The sequence below is a fragment of the Pseudomonas sp. genome, assembly GCF_050739995.1.
Classification (GTDB): Bacteria; Pseudomonadota; Gammaproteobacteria; order Pseudomonadales; family Pseudomonadaceae; genus Aquipseudomonas.
In genome coordinates this window covers 1-18,071 of the sequence record NZ_JBOICG010000786.1, presented here as the reverse complement: position 1 = coordinate 18,071, position 18,071 = coordinate 1, and the positions used below count along the sequence as shown (strand labels likewise).

Sequence of the window (18,071 nt, the reverse complement as noted above, 5' to 3'; positions counted from 1 at the left end):
GAGCTACGTCGAAGGGTTCGTTCTCTTTTACTTTGACGGCTGGCATCCAGAGCTACCTTCTTTCATTACCGGGAATCAACGTTCTCGTCGCAAAAAATTCGCGGCTGAGGTCGTCGGTTTTTAAGGGTTGCGGATGTTAACCCCTCATTGCCCGGAATGCAAAGCCTCTGATCGAAAACCGCTAGTCGGGAGGGGGAGTGACGACTATTATGCGCGCCTTCGAATTCAGCCTCTACAAGGCGCAAACCCATGCTAGTACTGGGACTTGAAACCTCCTGCGACGAAACCGGTGTCGCACTTTACGACAGTGAACGCGGGCTTTTGGCCGATGCACTGTTCAGTCAGATAGACCTGCATCGTGCTTATGGCGGCGTAGTGCCGGAGCTGGCCAGCCGCGATCACGTCAAACGCATGCTGCCGTTGATTCGCCAGGTGTTGGATGAGGCTGGCTGCGTGCCGACCGAGATCGACGCTATTGCCTACACTGCCGGCCCAGGATTGGTTGGAGCCCTGCTGGTGGGGGCTTCTTGTGCTCAAGCGCTGGCCTTCGCCTGGGGCATTCCGGCCCTCGGTGTGCACCATATGGAAGGCCATTTACTGGCCCCCATGCTGGAAAAAACACCGCCAGAGTTCCCGTTCGTCGCTTTGTTGGTTTCCGGCGGCCATACGCAGTTGGTTCAGGTCGATGGCATTGGCCAATACACCCTGTTGGGCGAGTCCTTGGACGACGCTGCCGGTGAAGCTTTCGACAAAACCGCGAAGATGATGGGCCTCAACTATCCCGGTGGTCCGGAAATCGCGCGTCTGGCCGAGAAGGGCGTACAGGGTCGCTATACCTTCCCGCGTCCGATGTGTGATCGCCCTGGCTTGATGTTCAGCTTCAGTGGCTTGAAAACCTCGGCACTCAATACCTGGCAACAAAGCGTCAGCGCCGGGGACGACAGTGAGCAAGCCCGTTGCGACATCGCGCTGGCGTTCCAGCAGGCCGTGGTGGAGACTTTGACCATCAAGTGCAAGCGCGCCCTGAAACAGGCGGGTATGAAGCGCCTGGTGATCGCTGGCGGCGTCAGTGCCAACAAGGCCCTGCGTGCCTCGCTGGAAAAAATGCTTGGCGACATGAAGGGCGACGTGTTTTACGCACGCCCTGAGTTCTGCACCGACAACGGCGCGATGATCGCCTATGCCGGTTGCCAGCGCTTGCAGGCCGGGCAGCATGAAAGCCTGGCGATCAGCGTGCAGGCACGTTGGCCGATGGAGCAGCTTTCACCGTTGTAAGGGGCAGCGTGAGCCGGGCTCATCGACGGTATTTAAAAATGCCGTTCGCGCCCGGCAAACAGGTCGCGTAAATTGCCGCGGTGGCGCCAGACGATCAGCAGTGTCAGCACGCTCATCGGCAACAACGCCGCAGGTTCTTGCCAGGCCAGCAACGGCAGGGTGAGCGGTGTGGCGATCAGGGCTGCCAGTGAGCTGGTGCGGGTCAGATAGAAGGTCAATAACCAAGCCAGTACGGCCAACAACGCCGCTGGTGGGTAGATTCCCAGCAGCATGCCGGCCGCCGTGGCGACGCCTTTGCCGCCGCGAAAGCGAAAGTACAGCGGAAACAGGTGGCCCAGAACGGCGCACACGCCTACCCAGGCTTGTTGTTGCAGGGAAAGGCCGACAAGGCTGGCGATCAGCACGGGCAACAGGCCCTTGCAGAGATCCCCAAGCAGCGTCAGTACGGCGAGTTTCTTGCCGGCCAGACGCAACATATTGGTGGCGCCGGCATTGCCTGAGCCACTCATTCGCGGGTCGGGATTTCCCGTGAGGCGGCTGAGCAAAATGGCGAAGGACAGCGAGCCGAGCAGGTAGGCGAGAATCGCCAGTGACCAAAACATGCTAACTATTCCGGGCGAGGACGCCCTGATTCTAACGGGGCATCGCGCCCTTGTCGTGCTGCGGAGAAGAGTGCTTGGACAGAGTGTTTATCGAGGGCCTGGAAGTCGACACCGTGATCGGGGCCTACGACTGGGAGCGCGGCATCAAGCAATGCCTGCGCCTGGACCTGAGCTTCGCCTGGGATAACCGCCCAGCTGCGGCGGGTGACGACCTGACCCTGGCACTGGATTACGCCAGCGTATCGGCGCGTATCCAGGCCTTTGCCGAGCACGCCCAATTCCAGCTGGTGGAAACCTTTGCCGAGCGTCTGGCCGAAGTGCTGATGAGCGAATTTCAGATTCCCTGGCTGCACCTCAAATTGACCAAGCCGGGTGCCGTGCCGGCCGCCAGGGGCGTGGGCGTGGAGATCGAGCGCGGATGTCGCTAACTCAGGTTTACCTTGGCCTTGGCAGCAACATTGAGCGCGAGTCTCACCTCTGCGCCGGCCTGGATGCGCTGGCGGGGTTCTTGGTCGATATGCGTTGTTCGGCGGTGTTCGAAAGCCAGCCGGTGGGTATCAAGAGCGGACCATTTTTCAATCTGGTGGTGTCGGCGCATACCGACCTGCCGTTGATGGAGCTGGACCGCCGGTTGAAATTCATCGAGGCCGACAATGGTCGCTATGCGCCGGATCGCAAGGGCCTGCCGCTGGATATCGACGTGCTGCTGTATGGCGAGTTGGTGGGCAACTTCGATGGTTTGATCCTGCCGCGTGCCGAGATTCTGAAAAACGCCTTTGTGTTGTGGCCGCTGTCGTTGATGGCTCCGGATCGCGTGCATCCTGAGGCGGGCAAGACCCTGGCTGAGCTGTGGCGCGATGCCCGGATCGACCAGGTGCTGGCCCCTGTCGGGTTCGAATGGCAGGGCCAGCAGTTGACACCGAGCACGCTCCTATAGGGCGTGCTGTTCCTTGTAGGCTTTCAGCGTTTTCAGCCTCTCGCGCTTGAGCGCTTCGCCCAGCTCCGGGCCTTTGAAGCCCTTCTCCAGTAGTGGCGCCACCGCCACTTCGCGAGCAGCCTTCGCTGCTCCGCGCAAGTAATCCGCCTGTGGATAACTTCTCTGTTCCAGACCCTTGCGGCCTCGGGCATCCATTTCACATGCCACAACAAACTCTTCAAATCGCTGCGGCCGACGGTAAACGTCGAAACTTTGCAGTAGCTCCAGCAATGTCGAGGCTTTCAGCTCCAGCGCACGATGACCGTGGGTGTGATATTGGCCGACCAGCAGCGCCAGCTCCTGGCAATCCCTTGGCACTTTGAAGCGTTCATTGACGGCCTTGATCAGCTTCAAACCCCGGTGTTCATGGGCAATGTGCTGCGGCAACTTATCCACAGGCGTGGTGCCTTTGCCTAAGTCATGCAGTAGGCAGGCCCAGCGCACGGTCAGTGGTTGCTGATGCAAGGCCGCCTGTTCCAGAACACTCAAGGTGTGTATGCCGGTGTCGATTTCAGGGTGATGGGCTTCGGGTTGTGGGACACCGAACAGTGCGTTCACTTCCGGCATCAAGGTTTTCAGCGCATTGCAATCGCGCAGCACTTGGATGAATACCTGGGGCTGATCTTCCATGAGCGCGCGGGAGATTTCTTTCCAGCTGCGCTCCGGGGTCAGGGCTTCCAGTTCGCCGGATTCGCTGAGTTGGCGCATCAGCTCCAGGGTTTGCGGTGCAACGGTGAAGCCCAAAGGGGCGTAGCGCGCAGCGAAGCGTGCAACACGCAGGACTCGAAGGGGATCTTCGGCGAATGCGGGGGAAACGTGACGTAGAATACGCGCCTCAAGATCAAGCTGGCCGTCATAAGGGTCGGTCAGGTTGCCGTCGTCGTCCTCTGCCATTGCATTGATGGTCAGGTCGCGGCGGATCAAGTCTTCTTCCAGCGTGACCTCGGGGCTGGCGTGAAATACAAAGCCACCGTAACCCCTGCCGCTCTTGCGTTCGGTGCGGGCGAGCGCGTATTCGTCGCCGTTTTTCGGGTCGAGGAACACCGGGAAGTCCGAGCCTACCGGCTTGTAGCCCTTGGCGAGCATTTCTTCAGTGGTCGCACCGACCACCACGCGGTCGATGTCGGTGACTTTGATGCCCAGCAGGCGGTCACGCACCGCACCGCCGACTTTGTAGATTTTCATGAAAAAGCCTCCATTAGCGGCACAGGATACCGCCTGTGCCTGACCAATGGAGGCTTTGCCGTTTCAGAGATGAACGACGGCCAGGTCCAGGCGGCCGTAGTCGTTGTCGTTGTGATCGGTGCGGGGCGGCACATGGTGAGTCTTCATCACTTGATCACCCTGCAGGGTTTCGAGGTGAATGTCGAAGCCCCACAGCCGGTGCAGGTGTTTGAGCACTTCCTCGGTGGACTCGCCCAAGGGTTTGCGATCGTGTTGCTGGTGGCGCAGGGTCAGCGAACGGTCGCCGCGTACGTCAATGCTGTAGATCTGCACGTTAGGCTCACGATTACCCAGGTTGTACTGCGCTGCCAGGGTTTCGCGGATGGTGCGGTAACCTGGTTCATCGTGGATGGCCGGCACTACCAGATCGTCCTTGAGATCGTCATCGAGGATGCTGAACAGCTTGAGATCGCGAATCACCTGGGGTGACAGGTACTGCAGGATGAAGCTCTCATCCTTGAAGCTGCTCATGGCGAATTTAATGGTCGACAACCAGTCGCTGCCGGCGATCTCCGGGAACCAGCGGCGGTCTTCCTCAGTGGGGTGCTCGCACATGCGGCGGATATCGCGGTACATGGCAAAGCCGAGCGCATAGGGATTGATGCCGTTGTAGTACGGGCTATCGAAGCCCGGCTGGAACACCACGCTGGTGTGGGAGGTGAGGAACTCCATCATGAAGCCGTCGGTGACCAGGCCCTCGTCGTACAGGTCGTTCATCAAGGTGTAGTGCCAGAATGTTGCCCAGCCTTCGTTCATCACCTGGGTCTGGCGTTGTGGGTAAAAGTATTGGGCAATCTTGCGCACGATACGCACGATTTCCCGTTGCCACGGCTCAAGCAGCGGAGCGTGTTTCTCCAGGAAATAAAGGATGTTTTCCTGAGGTTCGGCGGGGAAGCGCGCATTATCCTTGTCGCTGTTTTTGCCGGCGCGTTTGGGGATGGTGCGCCACAGGTCGTTGATTTGCTTCTGCAGATGCTCCTCGCGTTCCTTCTGGCGCAGGCGTTCTTCTTCGGCGGAGATCGGGTAAGGGCGTTTGTAGCGGTCGACGCCGTAGTTCATCAGGGCGTGGCAGGAGTCGAGCAAATCCTCTACCGCGTCGATACCGTGGCGCTCTTCGCACTGCATGATGTACTGCTTGGCGAACACCAGGTAATCGATGATTGAGCTGGCATCCGTCCAGGTACGGAACAGGTAATTGCCCTTGAAGAAGCTGTTATGCCCATAGCAGGCATGGGCCACTACCAGTGCCTGCATGCAGATGGTGTTTTCCTCCATCAGGTAGGCGATGCACGGGTCGGAGTTGATGACGATCTCGTAGGCCAGTCCCATCTGGCCGCGGGTGTAGGATTTTTCGGTACTGAGGAAGTGTTTGCCATAGGACCAATGGTGATAGCCCAAAGGCATGCCCACCGACGCATAGGCATCCATCATCTGCTCGGCGGTGATGACTTCGATCTGGTTGGGGTAGGTGTCCAGCGCATAACCGGCCGCGATACGGCTGATTTCCCGGTCATAGGCCTGGATCAGTTCAAAGGTCCACTCGGAGCCCGTGGAAATGGGTTGGCGTTTTTGCTCTTTTTTGGCGGTCATGTCACTAACCTGCGCTGGAAGAGTTCACGGAAGACCGGGTAGATATCGCCGGCCGAGACCAGTTGCTGCTGGGCGAAGGTATCGGCAAAGGCTTCGCCGATGCGCTCGTATTCGAACCACAGGGCCTGATGCTCACGGGGAGTGATTTCAACATAAGTGTAGTACTGCACGAACGGCATGATCTGGTTGATCAGGATGTCGCGGCAGATGGGCGAGTCATCGTTCCAGTTGTCGCCGTCGGAGGCTTGGGCGGCGTAGATGTTCCACTCGTTGGCCGGGTAGCGTTCGGCCATGATCTCCTGCATCAGCTTCAGTGCGCTGGACACGATGGTGCCGCCGGTTTCCCGGGAGTAGAAGAACTCTTCTTCGTCCACTTCGCGTGCGCTGGTGTGATGGCGGATGAACACCACGTCGATCTTGTCGTAGTTCCGCTTGAGAAACAGGTACAGCAGGATGAAGAAGCGTTTGGCGATGTCCTTGGTGGCCTGGGTCATGGAGCCAGACACGTCCATCAGGCAGAACATCACTGCCTTGGAGCTGGGGTTGGGCTGTTTCACCAACAGGTTGTATTTGAGGTCGAAGGTGTCGAGAAACGGTACACGGTGAATGCGCGCACTGAGTTTCTCTATTTCCGCCTCGATTTGCTGGATATCGCCGAAGTTGTCTGGTTCTTCACGCTTCAGGCGTGCCAGTTCCTCTTTGGCTTCCTTCAATTTGGCGCGGCTGCTGCCTGACAGGGCAATGCGCCGGGCATGGGCCGAACGCAGGGTACGGATGATATTGATGCGCGAAGGGTTGCCTTCGTTGCTGATACCGGCGCGCACGGTCTTGAAGGTGTCGGTGCCGGTCAGGTTGCGCTTGACCAGGTTGGGCAGCTCCAGGTCTTCGAACATGAACTCGAGGAATTCTTCCTGGGTGATCTGGAACACGAACTCATCCATACCTTCGCCGGAGTTACCGGCTTTTCCCGGACCTTTGCCGCCGCCTCCGCCTTGGGGGCGCTGGATATGTTCGCCGGTGGTGAATTCCTTGTTGCCCGGGTGCACGACGGTTTGCTTGCCGCCACGGCCATGGTGCAGCACCGGTTCGTCGATGTCCCGTCCAGGAATACTGATTTGTTCGCCATGCTCCATGTCGGTGATGGAGCGGCGGCTGACGGCCTCTTCAACGGCCTTTTTGATGTGGTCACGGTAACGCCGCAGGAAACGCTGGCGGTTTACCGTGCTCTTGTTCTTGCCATTGAGGCGTCGGTCGATCACATAGCTCATGGGGAGCCCTCCGGGCAGCTTCACGTTACAAGCTTCAAGCCGCGAGCTGGAAGCTTAGAGACAAGCGGTCGGCTGCCAGGCCGGTGGCCTGGCAGCGTGCGCCCGTCGCTGCCTTACTGCGATTTGCGAACCCGCAGATACCACTCAGAGAGCAGCCGTACCTGTTTGTCGGTGTAGCCACGCTCGACCATTCGTGTGACGAAGTCGTTGTGTTTTTGCTGGTCCTCCTTGCTGGCCTTGGCGTTGAAGCTGATGACCGGCAGCAGATCCTCGGTGTTGGAGAACATTTTCTTCTCGATGACCACCCGCAGCTTCTCGTAGCTGAGCCAGGTCGGGTTCTTGCCGTTGTTGTTGGCGCGGGCGCGCAGTACGAAGTTGACGATCTCGTTGCGGAAATCCTTCGGGTTGCTGATACCGGCGGGTTTCTCGATTTTTTCCAGTTCCTCGTTGAGCGCCACGCGGTTGAGTATTTCTCCGGTTTCCGGGTCGCGGTATTCCTGGTCCTGAATCCAGAAGTCGGCGTACAGCACGTAGCGGTCGAAGATGTTCTGACCGTACTCGCTGTAGGACTCCAGATAGGCGGTCTGGATTTCCTTGCCGATGAACTCGATGTAGCGCGGCGCCAGGTATTCCTTGAGGAAGCGCAGGTAGCGTTCGCGGGTTTCGGCCTGGAACTGTTCCTGTTCGATCTGTTGTTCGAGCACGTAGAGCAAGTGCACCGGGTTGGCGGCGATCTCGTGAGGGTCGAAGTTGAAGACCTTGGAGAGGATCTTGAACGCAAAACGCGTCGACAGGCCGTTCATGCCTTCGTCCACGCCGGCCGTATCGCGATACTCCTGGATCGACTTGGCCTTGGGATCGGTGTCCTTGAGGTTTTCGCCGTCGTATACGCGCATCTTCGAGTAGATATTCGAGTTTTCCGGCTCCTTGAGGCGCGATAGCACGGTGAACTGCGCCAGCATCTTCAAGGTATCAGGCGCGCAATGGGCCTTGGCCAGGGAGCTGTTGAACAGCAGCTTGTCGTAAATCTTGATCTCATCGCTGACCCGCAGGCAGTACGGCACTTTGACGATGTAGATCCGGTCGATGAAGGCTTCGTTGTTCTTGTTGTTGCGGAAGGTGTGCCATTCCGATTCGTTGGAGTGGGCCAGCAGGATACCGGTGAACGGAATCGCGCCCAGGCCTTCGGTGCTGTTGTAGTTACCTTCCTGGGTGGCGGTGAGCAGTGGGTGCAGCACCTTGATCGGTGCCTTGAACATCTCCACGAACTCCATCAGGCCCTGGTTGGCCCGGCACAGCGCGCCAGAGTAGCTGTAGGCATCAGCGTCGTTCTGAGGGAATTCTTCGAGTTTGCGGATATCGACTTTACCGACCAGGGCCGAAATATCCTGGTTGTTCTCATCCCCCGGTTCGGTCTTGGCTACGCCGATCTGGTTGAGGATCGACGGGTACAGCTTCACCACGCGGAACTGGCTGATGTCTCCGCCAAACTCGGACAGGCGCTTGGTGGCCCAGGGCGACATGATGGTATTGAGGTAGCGCCGTGGGATGCCAAAGTCTTCTTCGAGGATCGCGCCATCTTCTGTGGCGTTGAACAGGCCCAGGGGCGACTCGAATACCGGTGAGCCCTTGATGGCGTAGAAGGGCACTTTCTCGATCAGTTGTTTGAGCTTTTCAGCCAGGGACGACTTGCCGCCGCCGACCGGGCCGAGCAAGTAGAGGATCTGTTTCTTCTCTTCCAGGCCCTGGGCGGCATGGCGGAAGTAGGAGACGATCTGGTCGATGCATTCTTCCATGCCATGGAAGTCTTCAAAGGCCGGGTAGCGGCGGATCACCTTGTTGGAGAATATCCGCGACAGGCGCGAATTGTTCGAGGTGTCTATCAGCTCCGGCTCGCCGATTGCCAATAGCAGGCGCTCGGCGGCAGATGCGTAGGTGCTGCGGTCCTGTTTGCACAGCTCAAGATACTCTTGCAGCGTGAGTTCTTCCTGCTGTGTGGATGCGAAGCGTTGTTGGAAGTGGCTGAAAATACTCATGACGTCGTCACCTCGCTCGATACGTGGAGCCGACGTCGGATCAATCAGTCGATGCTGGCAGCCATTGACGGACGCCAATGGCTGTTTTCCCCCCAGAACACCCTGAAACGCTACCGATGACCCGCACGCCGGTGTACCGGCTCTCCCCTGATTCGGATGGCCTGCGCTTAAGGATAGTTCGGAATCCGGGAGGTCAAGGCGCGATGCGTAATTAGTTTGACTGCGCCGTTCGTCAGAAACGGCGCGAGCCCAAGTGTCACGCGGGGTAGCGGGGTGTGAAAAAAATTATTGCGAATCGCCAGAAGAAATTTCTGCAGGATAAGTCGTACGCCACAGCTCAAAGCCGCCGTCCAGGCTATAGACGTCGGAGAAGCCCTGGCTGATCAGATAGGCGGCGGCACTCTGGCTGGAATTGCCGTGATAACAGGCCACGATCACGGGTGCATCGAGGTCGGCAGCGCGAATGAAATCGGCAATGTTGTGATTGTCCAGGTGTTGGGCGCCCTTGATATGACCGGCGGCGTAAGCCTGTGGATCACGGATATCCACCACGACGGCGGCCTGCTCGCGCAGGGCTTGGGCTTGTTCGGGAGGGATACGTTTGAATTCGCTCATGGCGGGCTCCTATGGCTTGGCGGTGGCCGGCAGTGTTACGGAAAGAGGGGACTCACACCGGCAGCTCAGATGTTCGCCGGTGTCGATGTTCATCAAGGTCATGGCGCCACCCCACACGCAACCGGTGTCGAGGGCATACACGCCAGGTTCTTCGCACTTGCCTTCCAGGGCTGCCCAGTGACCGAAGATGATCTTCGTGTCGCGGGTCTTGCGTTCTTTATGGGCAAACCAAGGCTTGTATCCGGGCAGTGCGGTGTCGACGCCTTCTTTGCTTTTGAGGTCCAGCTTGCCCTCGGCGGTGCAGAAGCGCATGCGTGTGAAATAGTTGGTGATCACTCGCAGTCGGGTAACGCCGGTGAGGTCGTTGTCCCACTTCACCGGTTCGTTGCCGTACATGCCATCGAGATAGGCGGTGTAGAGGTTGTCGTCGGCCAGCGCGGTTTCCACTTCGGCGGCGCATTTGAGTGCTTTTTTCAGCGACCACTGGGGCGCGATACCCGCATGGACCAGCGCTATGTTGCGGCCTTCATCGTAATGCATGAGCTTTTGCCGGCGCAGCCAGTCGAGTAGCTCGGCACGATCCGGTGCTTCGAGAATTTCCCGCAGGGTGTCGCCTTTTTTCAGGCGCTCGATGTTGTTGCCGGCCGCCAGCAAGTGCAGGTCATGGTTGCCCAGTACGCACACCAGCGAGTCGCGCAGGCGATAGAGGTAGCGCAGGGTTTCCAGGGACTGTGGGCCACGGTTGACCAAGTCACCCACCAACCACAGGCGATCGTTCGCCGGGTCGAATTTCACTCGTTCAAGCAGGCACTTGAGAGGCTCCAGGCAGCCCTGCAGGTCGCCGACCGCGTAGGTTGCCATCAGTGCAGAGCTCCCGGCACCGCAAGGCAGAAAGGCGCGATGATGGCGTCGAACAGTTGGCCGTCGGTGGCCTTCATTTGATACGAGCCTTGCATGGTGCCGACCTTGGAGGTCATGACCGTGCCACTGCTGTAGGTGTGGCTGGCGCCGCTGTCGATCAAGGGTTGCTGGCCGACAACGCCCGCACCGCGCACTTCCTCTACCTGGCCATCGCCGTCGGTGATCACCCAATGGCGCGACAGCAGTTTGGCCGGCACCAGCCCGTTGTTCTTCACCGTGACGGTGTAGGCAAAGGCAAAACGGTTGTGTTCAGGTTGCGATTGGTCCGCGAGGAAGCGGGTGACGACGCTGACGTCGATCTGGTAGCGAGGATCGGACATGCGAGAGGCCTTAAAAGCAAAAGCGGAGGACGGCAGATGCGGATCAGTCTAGGCCATGAGGCGGTGCATAGGCCAGACTTGCTGTCCGGCCGATGCACCTCTGGCTTTAGTCCGCAGTCGGCGCTGGTTGGATGGCAAGCTGGTCGGCCAGGCGCACGAACGCGGCCAAGTCCAGTTGCTCGGGGCGCAGGCTGCCATCGACGCCGGCTGCTTCGATTTCGGCGTTGCTCAGCAGCGCCTTGAGCGTATTGCGCAAGGTCTTGCGGCGCTGGTTGAATGCTTCACGTACCACGCGCTCCAGCAGGCGATGGTCCTTGGCCGGGTGCGGCAGTACGGCGTGCGGCACCAGTCGCACGATGGCCGAGTCGACCTTCGGCGGCGGATTGAACGCCCCAGGGCCGACATTGAACAAGTGCTCTACGCGGCAATGGTACTGGACCATGATCGACAGGCGACCCCAGTCGCCACCGCCTGGGCCTGCCGCCAAACGCTCAACCACTTCCTTTTGCAGCATGAAGTGCATGTCGCGGATGATGCCGGCGTTGTTCAGCAGGTGGAAAATCAGCGGCGTGGAGATGTTGTACGGTAGGTTGCCGACAACACGCAGGCTGTTGGGCGCCGCATTGAGGCTGTTGAAGTCGAACTTCAGTGCGTCGCCCTGGTGCAGGTTGAAATTGGGCTTGCCGGCAAACTGCTGGTTGAGGATCGGGATCAGGTCCTTGTCCAACTCAACCACGTCCAGTTGACCGCCGCTGGCCAACAGGCCTTGGGTCAATGCGCCTTGGCCCGGGCCGATTTCCAGCAGGCGGTCTTCGGGCTTGGCATGGATGGAGCGCAGGATACGGTCGATCACGCCGGCGTCGTGCAGGAAGTTCTGCCCGAAGCGCTTGCGCGCCCGGTGTTGGTAATGCTCAGTCATATACGGGTCTCGGCCATCTGATAGGCGGTTTCCAGGGCCACGTGCAGGCTGCCGGTATCGATCTTGCCGCTGCCCGCCAGGTCCAGGGCGGTGCCATGGTCGACGGAGGTGCGGATGATCGGCAAGCCCAGTGTCACGTTGACTGCGGCGCCGAAGCCTTTGTATTTCAGCACGGGCAGCCCCTGGTCATGGTACATCGCCAGCACTGCGTCGCAGTGCTCCAGATATTTGGGGGTAAACAGAGTGTCTGCAGGCAGTGGGCCTCGCAGGTCCATGCCTTCTTGGCGCAAACGCTCTAATGTCGGTTCAATGATGTCGATTTCTTCATGGCCCAAGTGGCCGCCTTCACCGGCGTGGGGGTTGAGCCCACAGACCAGGATACGCGGTTGGGCGATGCCGAATTTCTGTTGCAGGTCGGTGTGCAGGATGCGTGTAACACGCTCCACACGTTCGGCGGTGATGGCGTCCGCAATATCACGCAGTGGCAGATGCGTCGTTACCAACGCAACGCGCAAGCCGCGAGTAGCCAGCAGCATCACGACTTGAGCGGTGTGGGTCAGTTCGGCGAGGAATTCGGTGTGACCCGAAAAGGCGATGCCGGATTCGTTGATCACACCCTTGTGCACAGGGGCAGTGATCATGCCGGCGAAATCGCCATCAATGCAGCCTTGCCCGGCACGGGTCAGGGTTTCCAGTACAAAGGCCGCATTGGCCTTGTTCAGTTGTCCGGCCACCACCTTGGCCGTCAGCGGGGTATCCCACACATACAGGCTGCCAGCAGGGGCGGGCAGGTCGGGCCAGTTGCCTGGCGCCACGTCCAGCAAACTGACAGCCACACCCAGCTGCGCGGCCCGCTCAAGGAGCAGGTCGCGGCTGGTAATGACAATCAAGGGGTGTGGCTGGGCTTGCGAGGCGAGCAGCAGGCACAGGTCTGGACCAATGCCGGCCGGCTCGCCGGGTGTCAGCGCGAAACGCTGGGGTTTCACTGGGCTGCCTGGTCGGTGCCTGTTTGCTCGGCGCCTGGCAGCTTGTTCTCAACGTAGGCTTCGTCACGGATCTGACGCAGCCAGGTCTGCAGCTCTTCGTCGTATTTGCGGTTACGCAACACGGTCAGGGCTTGTTGCTCGCGAGCCTGGGTGGTGTTGTCAGTGGCGCGACGGCCAAGGACTTCCAGAACATGCCAGCCATATTGGGTCTTGAACGGCTTGGACAGGACGCCTTGCGGGGTCTTGGCCATCACTTCCTGGAACTCTGGCACCAGTGCCTTCGGGTCGATCCAGTTCAAGTCACCGCCGTTAAGGGCGGAGCCTGGATCTTCCGAGAAGCTCTTGGCCAAGGTGGCGAAGTCTTCACCGCCTTCGATGCGGTCATAGATCTTCTGGGCCAGCTCCTTGGTTTGGGCTTCGGTGCGGATCTCGCTTGGCTTGACCAGAATGTGACGAACATGAACTTCGTCTTTCAGCGAAGTCTCGCCGCCGCGCTTGCCCAGCAACTTGAGGATGATGAAGCCGCCAGGTGTACGGGCAGGCTGTGTGATGCCGCCCACTTCCATTGCGCTCAGTTCGCGGTCGAACGGAGGTGGCAGTTGAGCGGCTTTACGCCAGCCCATGTCACCACCGTCCAGCGCGTTATCGCTGCCGGACACGGCAATAGCGGTCTGAGCAAAGTCAGCGCCCGCCTTCAGGCGGTCATAAACAGCCTGGGTTTTTGCGGCTGCAGCGTTGAGCTGCTCGGCGCTGGCACTGTCCGGTGTCGGGATCAGGATGTTGGCCAAGTGCAGTTCTTCGGAAAGCTGCATCTTGCCCAAGTCGGAAGCCAGGAAGTTCTTCACTTCCTGCTCGGACACTTGAACCCGCTCGGCCACACGGCGTTGACGTACACGGCTGATGATCATTTCACGCTTGATCTGGTCACGGGCGTCCTCATAGGACAGGCCATCGTGAGCCAGGGCGGCGCGGAACTGATCAATGCTCATGTTGTTGCGCTGGGCGATGGTGCCTACGGCCTGGTTCAGCTCTTCATCCGAGATGCGGATGCCGGAGCGCTCGCCGATCTGCAGTTGCAGGTTCTCAACGATCAGGCGCTCCAGCACCTGGGGCTCCAGAACGCTGGTCGGCGGTACACCACCGCCACGCTTGGCGATGGTTTGCTGAACTTCCTTGACCCGTTGGTCCAACTGGCTTTGCATGATCACGTCGTTATCGACGATGGCCGCTACTTTATCCAGCTGTTGCACGGCAGCGTGTGCCGATACGGTGCCCAGGAACAGCGCGCCCAGCACTAGCGGGCGCAGACAATCAGAAAGCTTGATCTTCACGTTCACGATAACCTTGAATGCCTTTGTCGAGGAAGCTCTCTACCTTGGAGCCGGTCAGGCCGCCGAGTCCTTTGAGGACGATCTGGAAGAAGAGCCCGTGGTCACCCTTTTCGTTAAGGGGGGCGATCTGGGTATATTCGTCGTTGGAAACCCAGTAACGGTTGATGACGCGCAGTTTCCAGCAGCAGTTGTCGTACTCGAAACCACCGAACGCTTCCAGGGTGCGGTTACGGGCATAGTCATACTGCCAGCGAGTGATCAGGTTCCACTGGGGAACGATCGGCCACATCATCGAGAAGTCGTGTTGCTGGATTTTGTAGTAATCCTTCACGAAGGTATCTGTGCCAGGCGTACCGTAATCACCGCCGAACTGCCATTTGCCAGTAAGTTGGTTGTAGACCACCTGATCATTACGGTAGCGATAGCCGAGGTTGACCACTTTGTTCGGGTTATCTTCCGGCTGGTAATGGAACATTGCGCTGCCGGAGCGAGGGCTGTGGCTGTCGGTATCCCAGTTGTAGTCTGCAGTGGCACGCCAGTCGCGGTTGAAGCGGAACTCATAGTCCAGGGCAATCGGAGATACGTTCGACTGTGCATCGGCACGATCGGCAGCCAGGATGCCTGGCAGTTGGACTTCACGGTCCTTGAAGTACAGGGCCTGGCCAACCGACACGCGTTGGCGTTCGAATCCATTGTCTTCGATCCAGCGGCTGGTCACGCCAAGGGACAGCTTGTTCTCATCACCAATCCGGTCACCGCCGCTGAAGCGGTTGTCGCGGAACAGCGAGGCATAGCTGAACGTATATTCACCGGTGTCAAAGACTGGGATGTCGCTCTGGTCTTTGTTAGGTACGTAGAGGTAGTACGCGCGCGGTTCCAGGGTTTGGCGATAGTCTTTGCCGAACCAGTTGGTGTTGCGGTCGAAGTACAAGCCGCTGTCGATGCTGGCGATTGGAATCGCGCGATCTTGGGAGCTTTTAAATACACCGCCAGCATACGGGTTGGCAGCGGTCGCATTTGCTTGAGCCGTAATGATGTCGCTCTTGCCTTTACTGTCAAGGTCAAGATCGTACTTGGTATAAACGTACTTGAGCTTTGGTGTAACAAAGCCGTAGGTCCAGTTCATCGGATACTCGACGGCCGGAGCTACGTTCAAACGGTTGCCGTTCGCACGGGTCAGGCCCGTAACATAGGTGTCTAGCCGAGGAGATACGACGCCGTTCTCATCGGTAAACATGCCATTTTCCAGGCTACGTTCAAACCGGACAGCTTCAGTCTCATAAGTGAAGTTCAACCCACCCGGATGGTATGGCAACGTTCCGTTGAAGGTGATCTGTGGAAGTCGGCCGTACGGGGTAATTTGGGAGATCGTCGCCAGTTGGTATTGCTGTACGTTCAAGCGGGCCTGATAAGAATCACCGCTGTAGGTAAGGGAGCCCTGTTGGTTCAGGTAATCACGACTCTGAACGCCTTCCTGGTAGGTCTTTAGGTCCTGGAAGTAGTAGGGGTCACTGATTTTTGTGTAATCAACCTGGGTCGTAAGGCGTGAATCCAGCCCACCTTTATGCTGCCAATTGAGCATATACCGGTTTTTCTGGTAATCGGTTTGCTGGCTACGCTCGTTGCTATCGTCATTCAGATACGCCCCGCCAAACTGCCCTTCACTCGACTTGGTGAGGTAGCGGAATTCGCCTTCCATCAACAAACCGCGCTTGGTCATGTATTGCGGGTACAACGTGGCGTCGTAGTTCGGTGCCAGGTTGAAGTAGTACGGCGTAACCAGGGTGAAGCCGGTTTCGCCGCCGGTGCTGAAGCTCGGCGGCAGGAAGCCGGATTGACGACGGTTGTCGATCGGGAAATAGATGTAAGGGGTGTAGAGGATCGGAATGTTCTTGATCCGCAACGTCGCGTTGGTCGCCGTACCGAAACCGGTGGCGGGGTTCAACGTGATGTTGTTGCCCTTGAGCTGCCAGGCGTTGCTGTCTGGCTCGCAAGTGGTGTACGTACCGTCCTTGAGACGGATGATCGCGTTCTCTGCACGCTTGGCGTACAACGCGTTACCGCGGATGCGTGACTTGTGCATCACGTATTCGGCGTTGTCGATTTGGGCTGCACCGGTGTCGAGCTGCACCTGGGCATGGTCACCGACGATCAGGGCACCGTTGTCGCGCAGGCGAACGTTGCCGTTCAGCTCGCCACGGTTTTCTGCCTGATACAGGCTGGCTTCCTGAGCTTCCAACTGCATGCTGCCCTGGCGCATGACGACGTCACCGGCCAAGGTTGCGATCTGCTGTTCCTGCTCATAGCGAGAGGCTTTGGCGCCGATGAAGGTCGGCGCGTCGCTCTTGTCCGTCTTGTCGTTCATGCCAGGACGAGTCGGCTCGATGTACGCACCACCGCAATAAGGGCCGGTTTCGGCCAGTTGGGCTGCGGTGAGCTTATCGCGAGGCACCCAGTCCAAGTGGCTGTAGTCGGCGCTGCGCGAACGCAGGCCACGGCCCTTGGATTCGGTAACCAGCATGGTCTTGGGTTCGGCGTCGGCGCTGCCGCCGGCTTCGCCCTGTGGCGTACCGTTGGCCGAGCTGATGGCCGAGCCATCATGCACCGGGCGCGGTGGCAATGGGGCGGCGGCGGTCTTTGGCGCGCAATCCCAGGCACCCGAAGCAGAGACTGAGCAGTCATACTGTTCCGCGGCGACCACGAATGAGGTGGCGAAAGGTTGCATGGCCAGCAGACTGCCGGTTACCAGCAACGGAAATTTTCTACGAAACGCGGGGGATTTCAATGCCATCTTATTAGTCCGGGCTTCCTGCGTGCCATCTGCCCGCGGTTTGGGCCGCACGCCTCTCGATGGTCTGAAAAAGATGCGTGATAATAAAGCATGCCCCGCTTGACGGCTAGCGCCGTCGGAGACCCTTGTAATGCCCGAGCAAGATCTACGTTTACAACAGCTGGAAGTCTGGCTGGATGAGCAATTACCGATCCTTTTCAACGCTCAAGGTTGGGGTGCCGTACCCCCGGCCACATTGACCGCGGCCAGCAGCGACGCGAGTTTCAGGCGTTACTTCCGATGGGAAGGTGGCGCGCATACCTTCGTGGTCATGGACGCGCCTCCGCCCCAGGAAAACTGCAAACCTTTCGTCGATATTGCAGATTTGCTGGCGAAATCAGGGATAAACGTGCCAAAAATTTATGCAGAAGATTTGCCGCGCGGCTTCCTTTTGCTAAACGACCTGGGCAGAAAAACCTATCTGGACGTGATTGACGCTGGAAACGCCGATCAATTGTTTACCGACGCCATCGACGCGCTGCTGGCCTTTCAACAATTGCCGATGGACGCACCATTGCCCAGCTACGACGTCGCCTTGCTGCGCCGCGAGCTTGAATTGTTTCCCGAGTGGTACGTTCGCCGGCACCTGGGTATCGAGTTCGATACTCGGCAACGTGACCTCTGGCAACGCGTCAGCGAACAACTGATCGACAGTGCCCTGGCCCAGCCAAAGGTGCTGGTGCATCGCGACTTCATGCCGCGCAACCTGATGATCAGCGAGCCCAACCCAGGCGTGCTGGACTTCCAGGATGCGGTCTACGGTCCGGTGACCTATGACATCACGTGCCTGTTCAAGGATGCGTTCCTCAGTTGGCCGCAAGCTCGTGTGCGGGAATGGCAGCGCGGTTATTGGGAGCGAGCGGTGCAACTGGGTATTCCCGTGCAAGCCGACTTCGAAGATTTCCTGCGTGCCAGCGACCTGATGGGCGTGCAGCGCCACCTCAAGGTGATCGGCATCTTTGCGCGCATCTGCCATCGTGATGGCAAGCCACGCTACCTGGCCGACGTGCCGCGTTTCTTTGCTTATATAGAAGCGGTGCTCGCTGACCGGCCTGAATTGCACGAACTGGGTGAGTTGTTTGCCACCTTGCGCGAACCTGCCGAGGCGATTGTATGAAGGCGATGATCCTCGCCGCCGGCAAAGGCGAGCGCATGCGCCCGCTGACGCTGCATACGCC

Annotated in this window: 17 protein-coding genes; 5 read left to right on the top strand and 12 right to left on the bottom strand. The window is 58.9% G+C overall.

Translation table 11 applies throughout. The annotated features are described in order from the left end of the window. Window positions 1-249: 249 nt before the first annotated feature. A complete protein-coding gene (gene tsaD / locus ACRESD_RS26685) occupies window positions 250-1,275 on the top strand; it encodes a tRNA (adenosine(37)-N6)-threonylcarbamoyltransferase complex transferase subunit TsaD (protein ID WP_431753645.1) in 1,026 nt (341 codons plus the stop codon). Between the two features lie 32 nt (window positions 1,276-1,307). Here the strand turns inward: tsaD and plsY are convergent, their stop codons facing one another. Beyond that, a complete protein-coding gene (gene plsY, locus ACRESD_RS26680; RefSeq protein WP_060757270.1) occupies window positions 1,308-1,877 on the bottom strand; it encodes a glycerol-3-phosphate 1-O-acyltransferase PlsY in 570 nt (189 codons plus the stop codon). Between the two features lie 74 nt (window positions 1,878-1,951). On the opposite strand from plsY, the gene folB reads away from it, so the two are divergent. After that, window positions 1,952-2,305, top strand: a complete 354-nt coding sequence (gene folB, locus ACRESD_RS26675) for a dihydroneopterin aldolase (protein WP_431753644.1) — start codon at window positions 1,952-1,954, stop codon at window positions 2,303-2,305. Beyond that, window positions 2,296-2,814: a 2-amino-4-hydroxy-6-hydroxymethyldihydropteridine diphosphokinase gene (folK, locus tag ACRESD_RS26670; protein WP_431753643.1), complete on the top strand. Its 519-nt coding sequence runs from the start codon at window positions 2,296-2,298 to the stop codon at window positions 2,812-2,814. The genes folB and folK overlap by 10 nt, the downstream gene beginning before the upstream one ends. On the opposite strand, the gene ACRESD_RS26665 is transcribed toward folK, so the two are convergent. From ACRESD_RS26665 to ACRESD_RS26615, 11 genes are all read right to left on the bottom strand, one after another. Beyond that, entirely contained in the window at window positions 2,809-4,038 is a 1,230-nt protein-coding gene (locus ACRESD_RS26665; RefSeq protein ID WP_431753642.1) for a multifunctional CCA addition/repair protein, read from the bottom strand. The two genes, folK and ACRESD_RS26665, sit on opposite strands and share 6 nt — an antisense overlap. 63 nt (window positions 4,039-4,101) lie before the next feature. Beyond that, on the bottom strand, window positions 4,102-5,667 hold the full coding sequence (locus ACRESD_RS26660; protein WP_010206982.1) for a SpoVR family protein: 1,566 nt from the start codon (window positions 5,665-5,667) through the stop codon (window positions 4,102-4,104). After that, complete coding sequence (locus ACRESD_RS26655; RefSeq protein ID WP_017138057.1) at window positions 5,664-6,935, bottom strand: YeaH/YhbH family protein; 1,272 nt, start codon at window positions 6,933-6,935, stop codon at window positions 5,664-5,666. Before ACRESD_RS26655 ends, ACRESD_RS26660 begins: the two co-directional genes overlap by 4 nt. A gap of 113 nt (window positions 6,936-7,048) precedes the next feature. Then, window positions 7,049-8,971: a PrkA family serine protein kinase gene (locus ACRESD_RS26650; RefSeq protein WP_431753641.1), complete on the bottom strand. Its 1,923-nt coding sequence runs from the start codon at window positions 8,969-8,971 to the stop codon at window positions 7,049-7,051. Between the two features lie 285 nt (window positions 8,972-9,256). Beyond that, entirely contained in the window at window positions 9,257-9,586 is a 330-nt protein-coding gene (gene glpE / locus ACRESD_RS26645) for a thiosulfate sulfurtransferase GlpE (RefSeq protein WP_090368494.1), read from the bottom strand. Window positions 9,587-9,595: 9 nt separating this feature from the next. Beyond that, on the bottom strand, window positions 9,596-10,447 hold the full coding sequence (locus tag ACRESD_RS26640) for a symmetrical bis(5'-nucleosyl)-tetraphosphatase (protein WP_431753640.1): 852 nt from the start codon (window positions 10,445-10,447) through the stop codon (window positions 9,596-9,598). Next, window positions 10,447-10,827: a Co2+/Mg2+ efflux protein ApaG gene (apaG, locus tag ACRESD_RS26635; protein ID WP_431753639.1), complete on the bottom strand. Its 381-nt coding sequence runs from the start codon at window positions 10,825-10,827 to the stop codon at window positions 10,447-10,449. Before apaG ends, ACRESD_RS26640 begins: the two co-directional genes overlap by 1 nt. Window positions 10,828-10,933: 106 nt before the next feature. After that, window positions 10,934-11,746, bottom strand: a complete 813-nt coding sequence (gene rsmA / locus ACRESD_RS26630) for a 16S rRNA (adenine(1518)-N(6)/adenine(1519)-N(6))-dimethyltransferase RsmA (protein WP_431753638.1) — start codon at window positions 11,744-11,746, stop codon at window positions 10,934-10,936. After that, complete coding sequence (pdxA, locus tag ACRESD_RS26625; RefSeq protein WP_431753637.1) at window positions 11,743-12,732, bottom strand: 4-hydroxythreonine-4-phosphate dehydrogenase PdxA; 990 nt, start codon at window positions 12,730-12,732, stop codon at window positions 11,743-11,745. Before pdxA ends, rsmA begins: the two co-directional genes overlap by 4 nt. Continuing rightward, window positions 12,729-14,069 carry a peptidylprolyl isomerase gene (locus ACRESD_RS26620; protein ID WP_431753636.1) on the bottom strand — a complete coding sequence of 447 codons (1,341 nt, stop codon included), beginning with the start codon at window positions 14,067-14,069 and terminating at the stop codon, window positions 12,729-12,731. Before ACRESD_RS26620 ends, pdxA begins: the two co-directional genes overlap by 4 nt. Beyond that, window positions 14,044-16,854 (bottom strand): LPS-assembly protein LptD, encoded by a 2,811-nt coding sequence (locus tag ACRESD_RS26615; protein WP_431753635.1) that lies wholly within the window; start codon window positions 16,852-16,854, stop codon window positions 14,044-14,046. The genes ACRESD_RS26620 and ACRESD_RS26615 overlap by 26 nt, the downstream gene beginning before the upstream one ends. Window positions 16,855-16,984: 130 nt before the next feature. Between ACRESD_RS26615 and ACRESD_RS26610 the strand changes: the two genes are divergently transcribed. Together ACRESD_RS26610 and ACRESD_RS26605 are read left to right on the top strand one after the other, a co-directional pair. Next, window positions 16,985-18,010, top strand: coding sequence for an aminoglycoside phosphotransferase family protein (locus tag ACRESD_RS26610; RefSeq protein WP_431753634.1), 1,026 nt, complete (start codon window positions 16,985-16,987; stop codon window positions 18,008-18,010). Further along, the coding region (locus ACRESD_RS26605) for a sugar phosphate nucleotidyltransferase (RefSeq protein WP_431753646.1) at window positions 18,007-18,071 on the top strand (65 nt) is incomplete at its 3' end. The genes ACRESD_RS26610 and ACRESD_RS26605, both read left to right, overlap by 4 nt.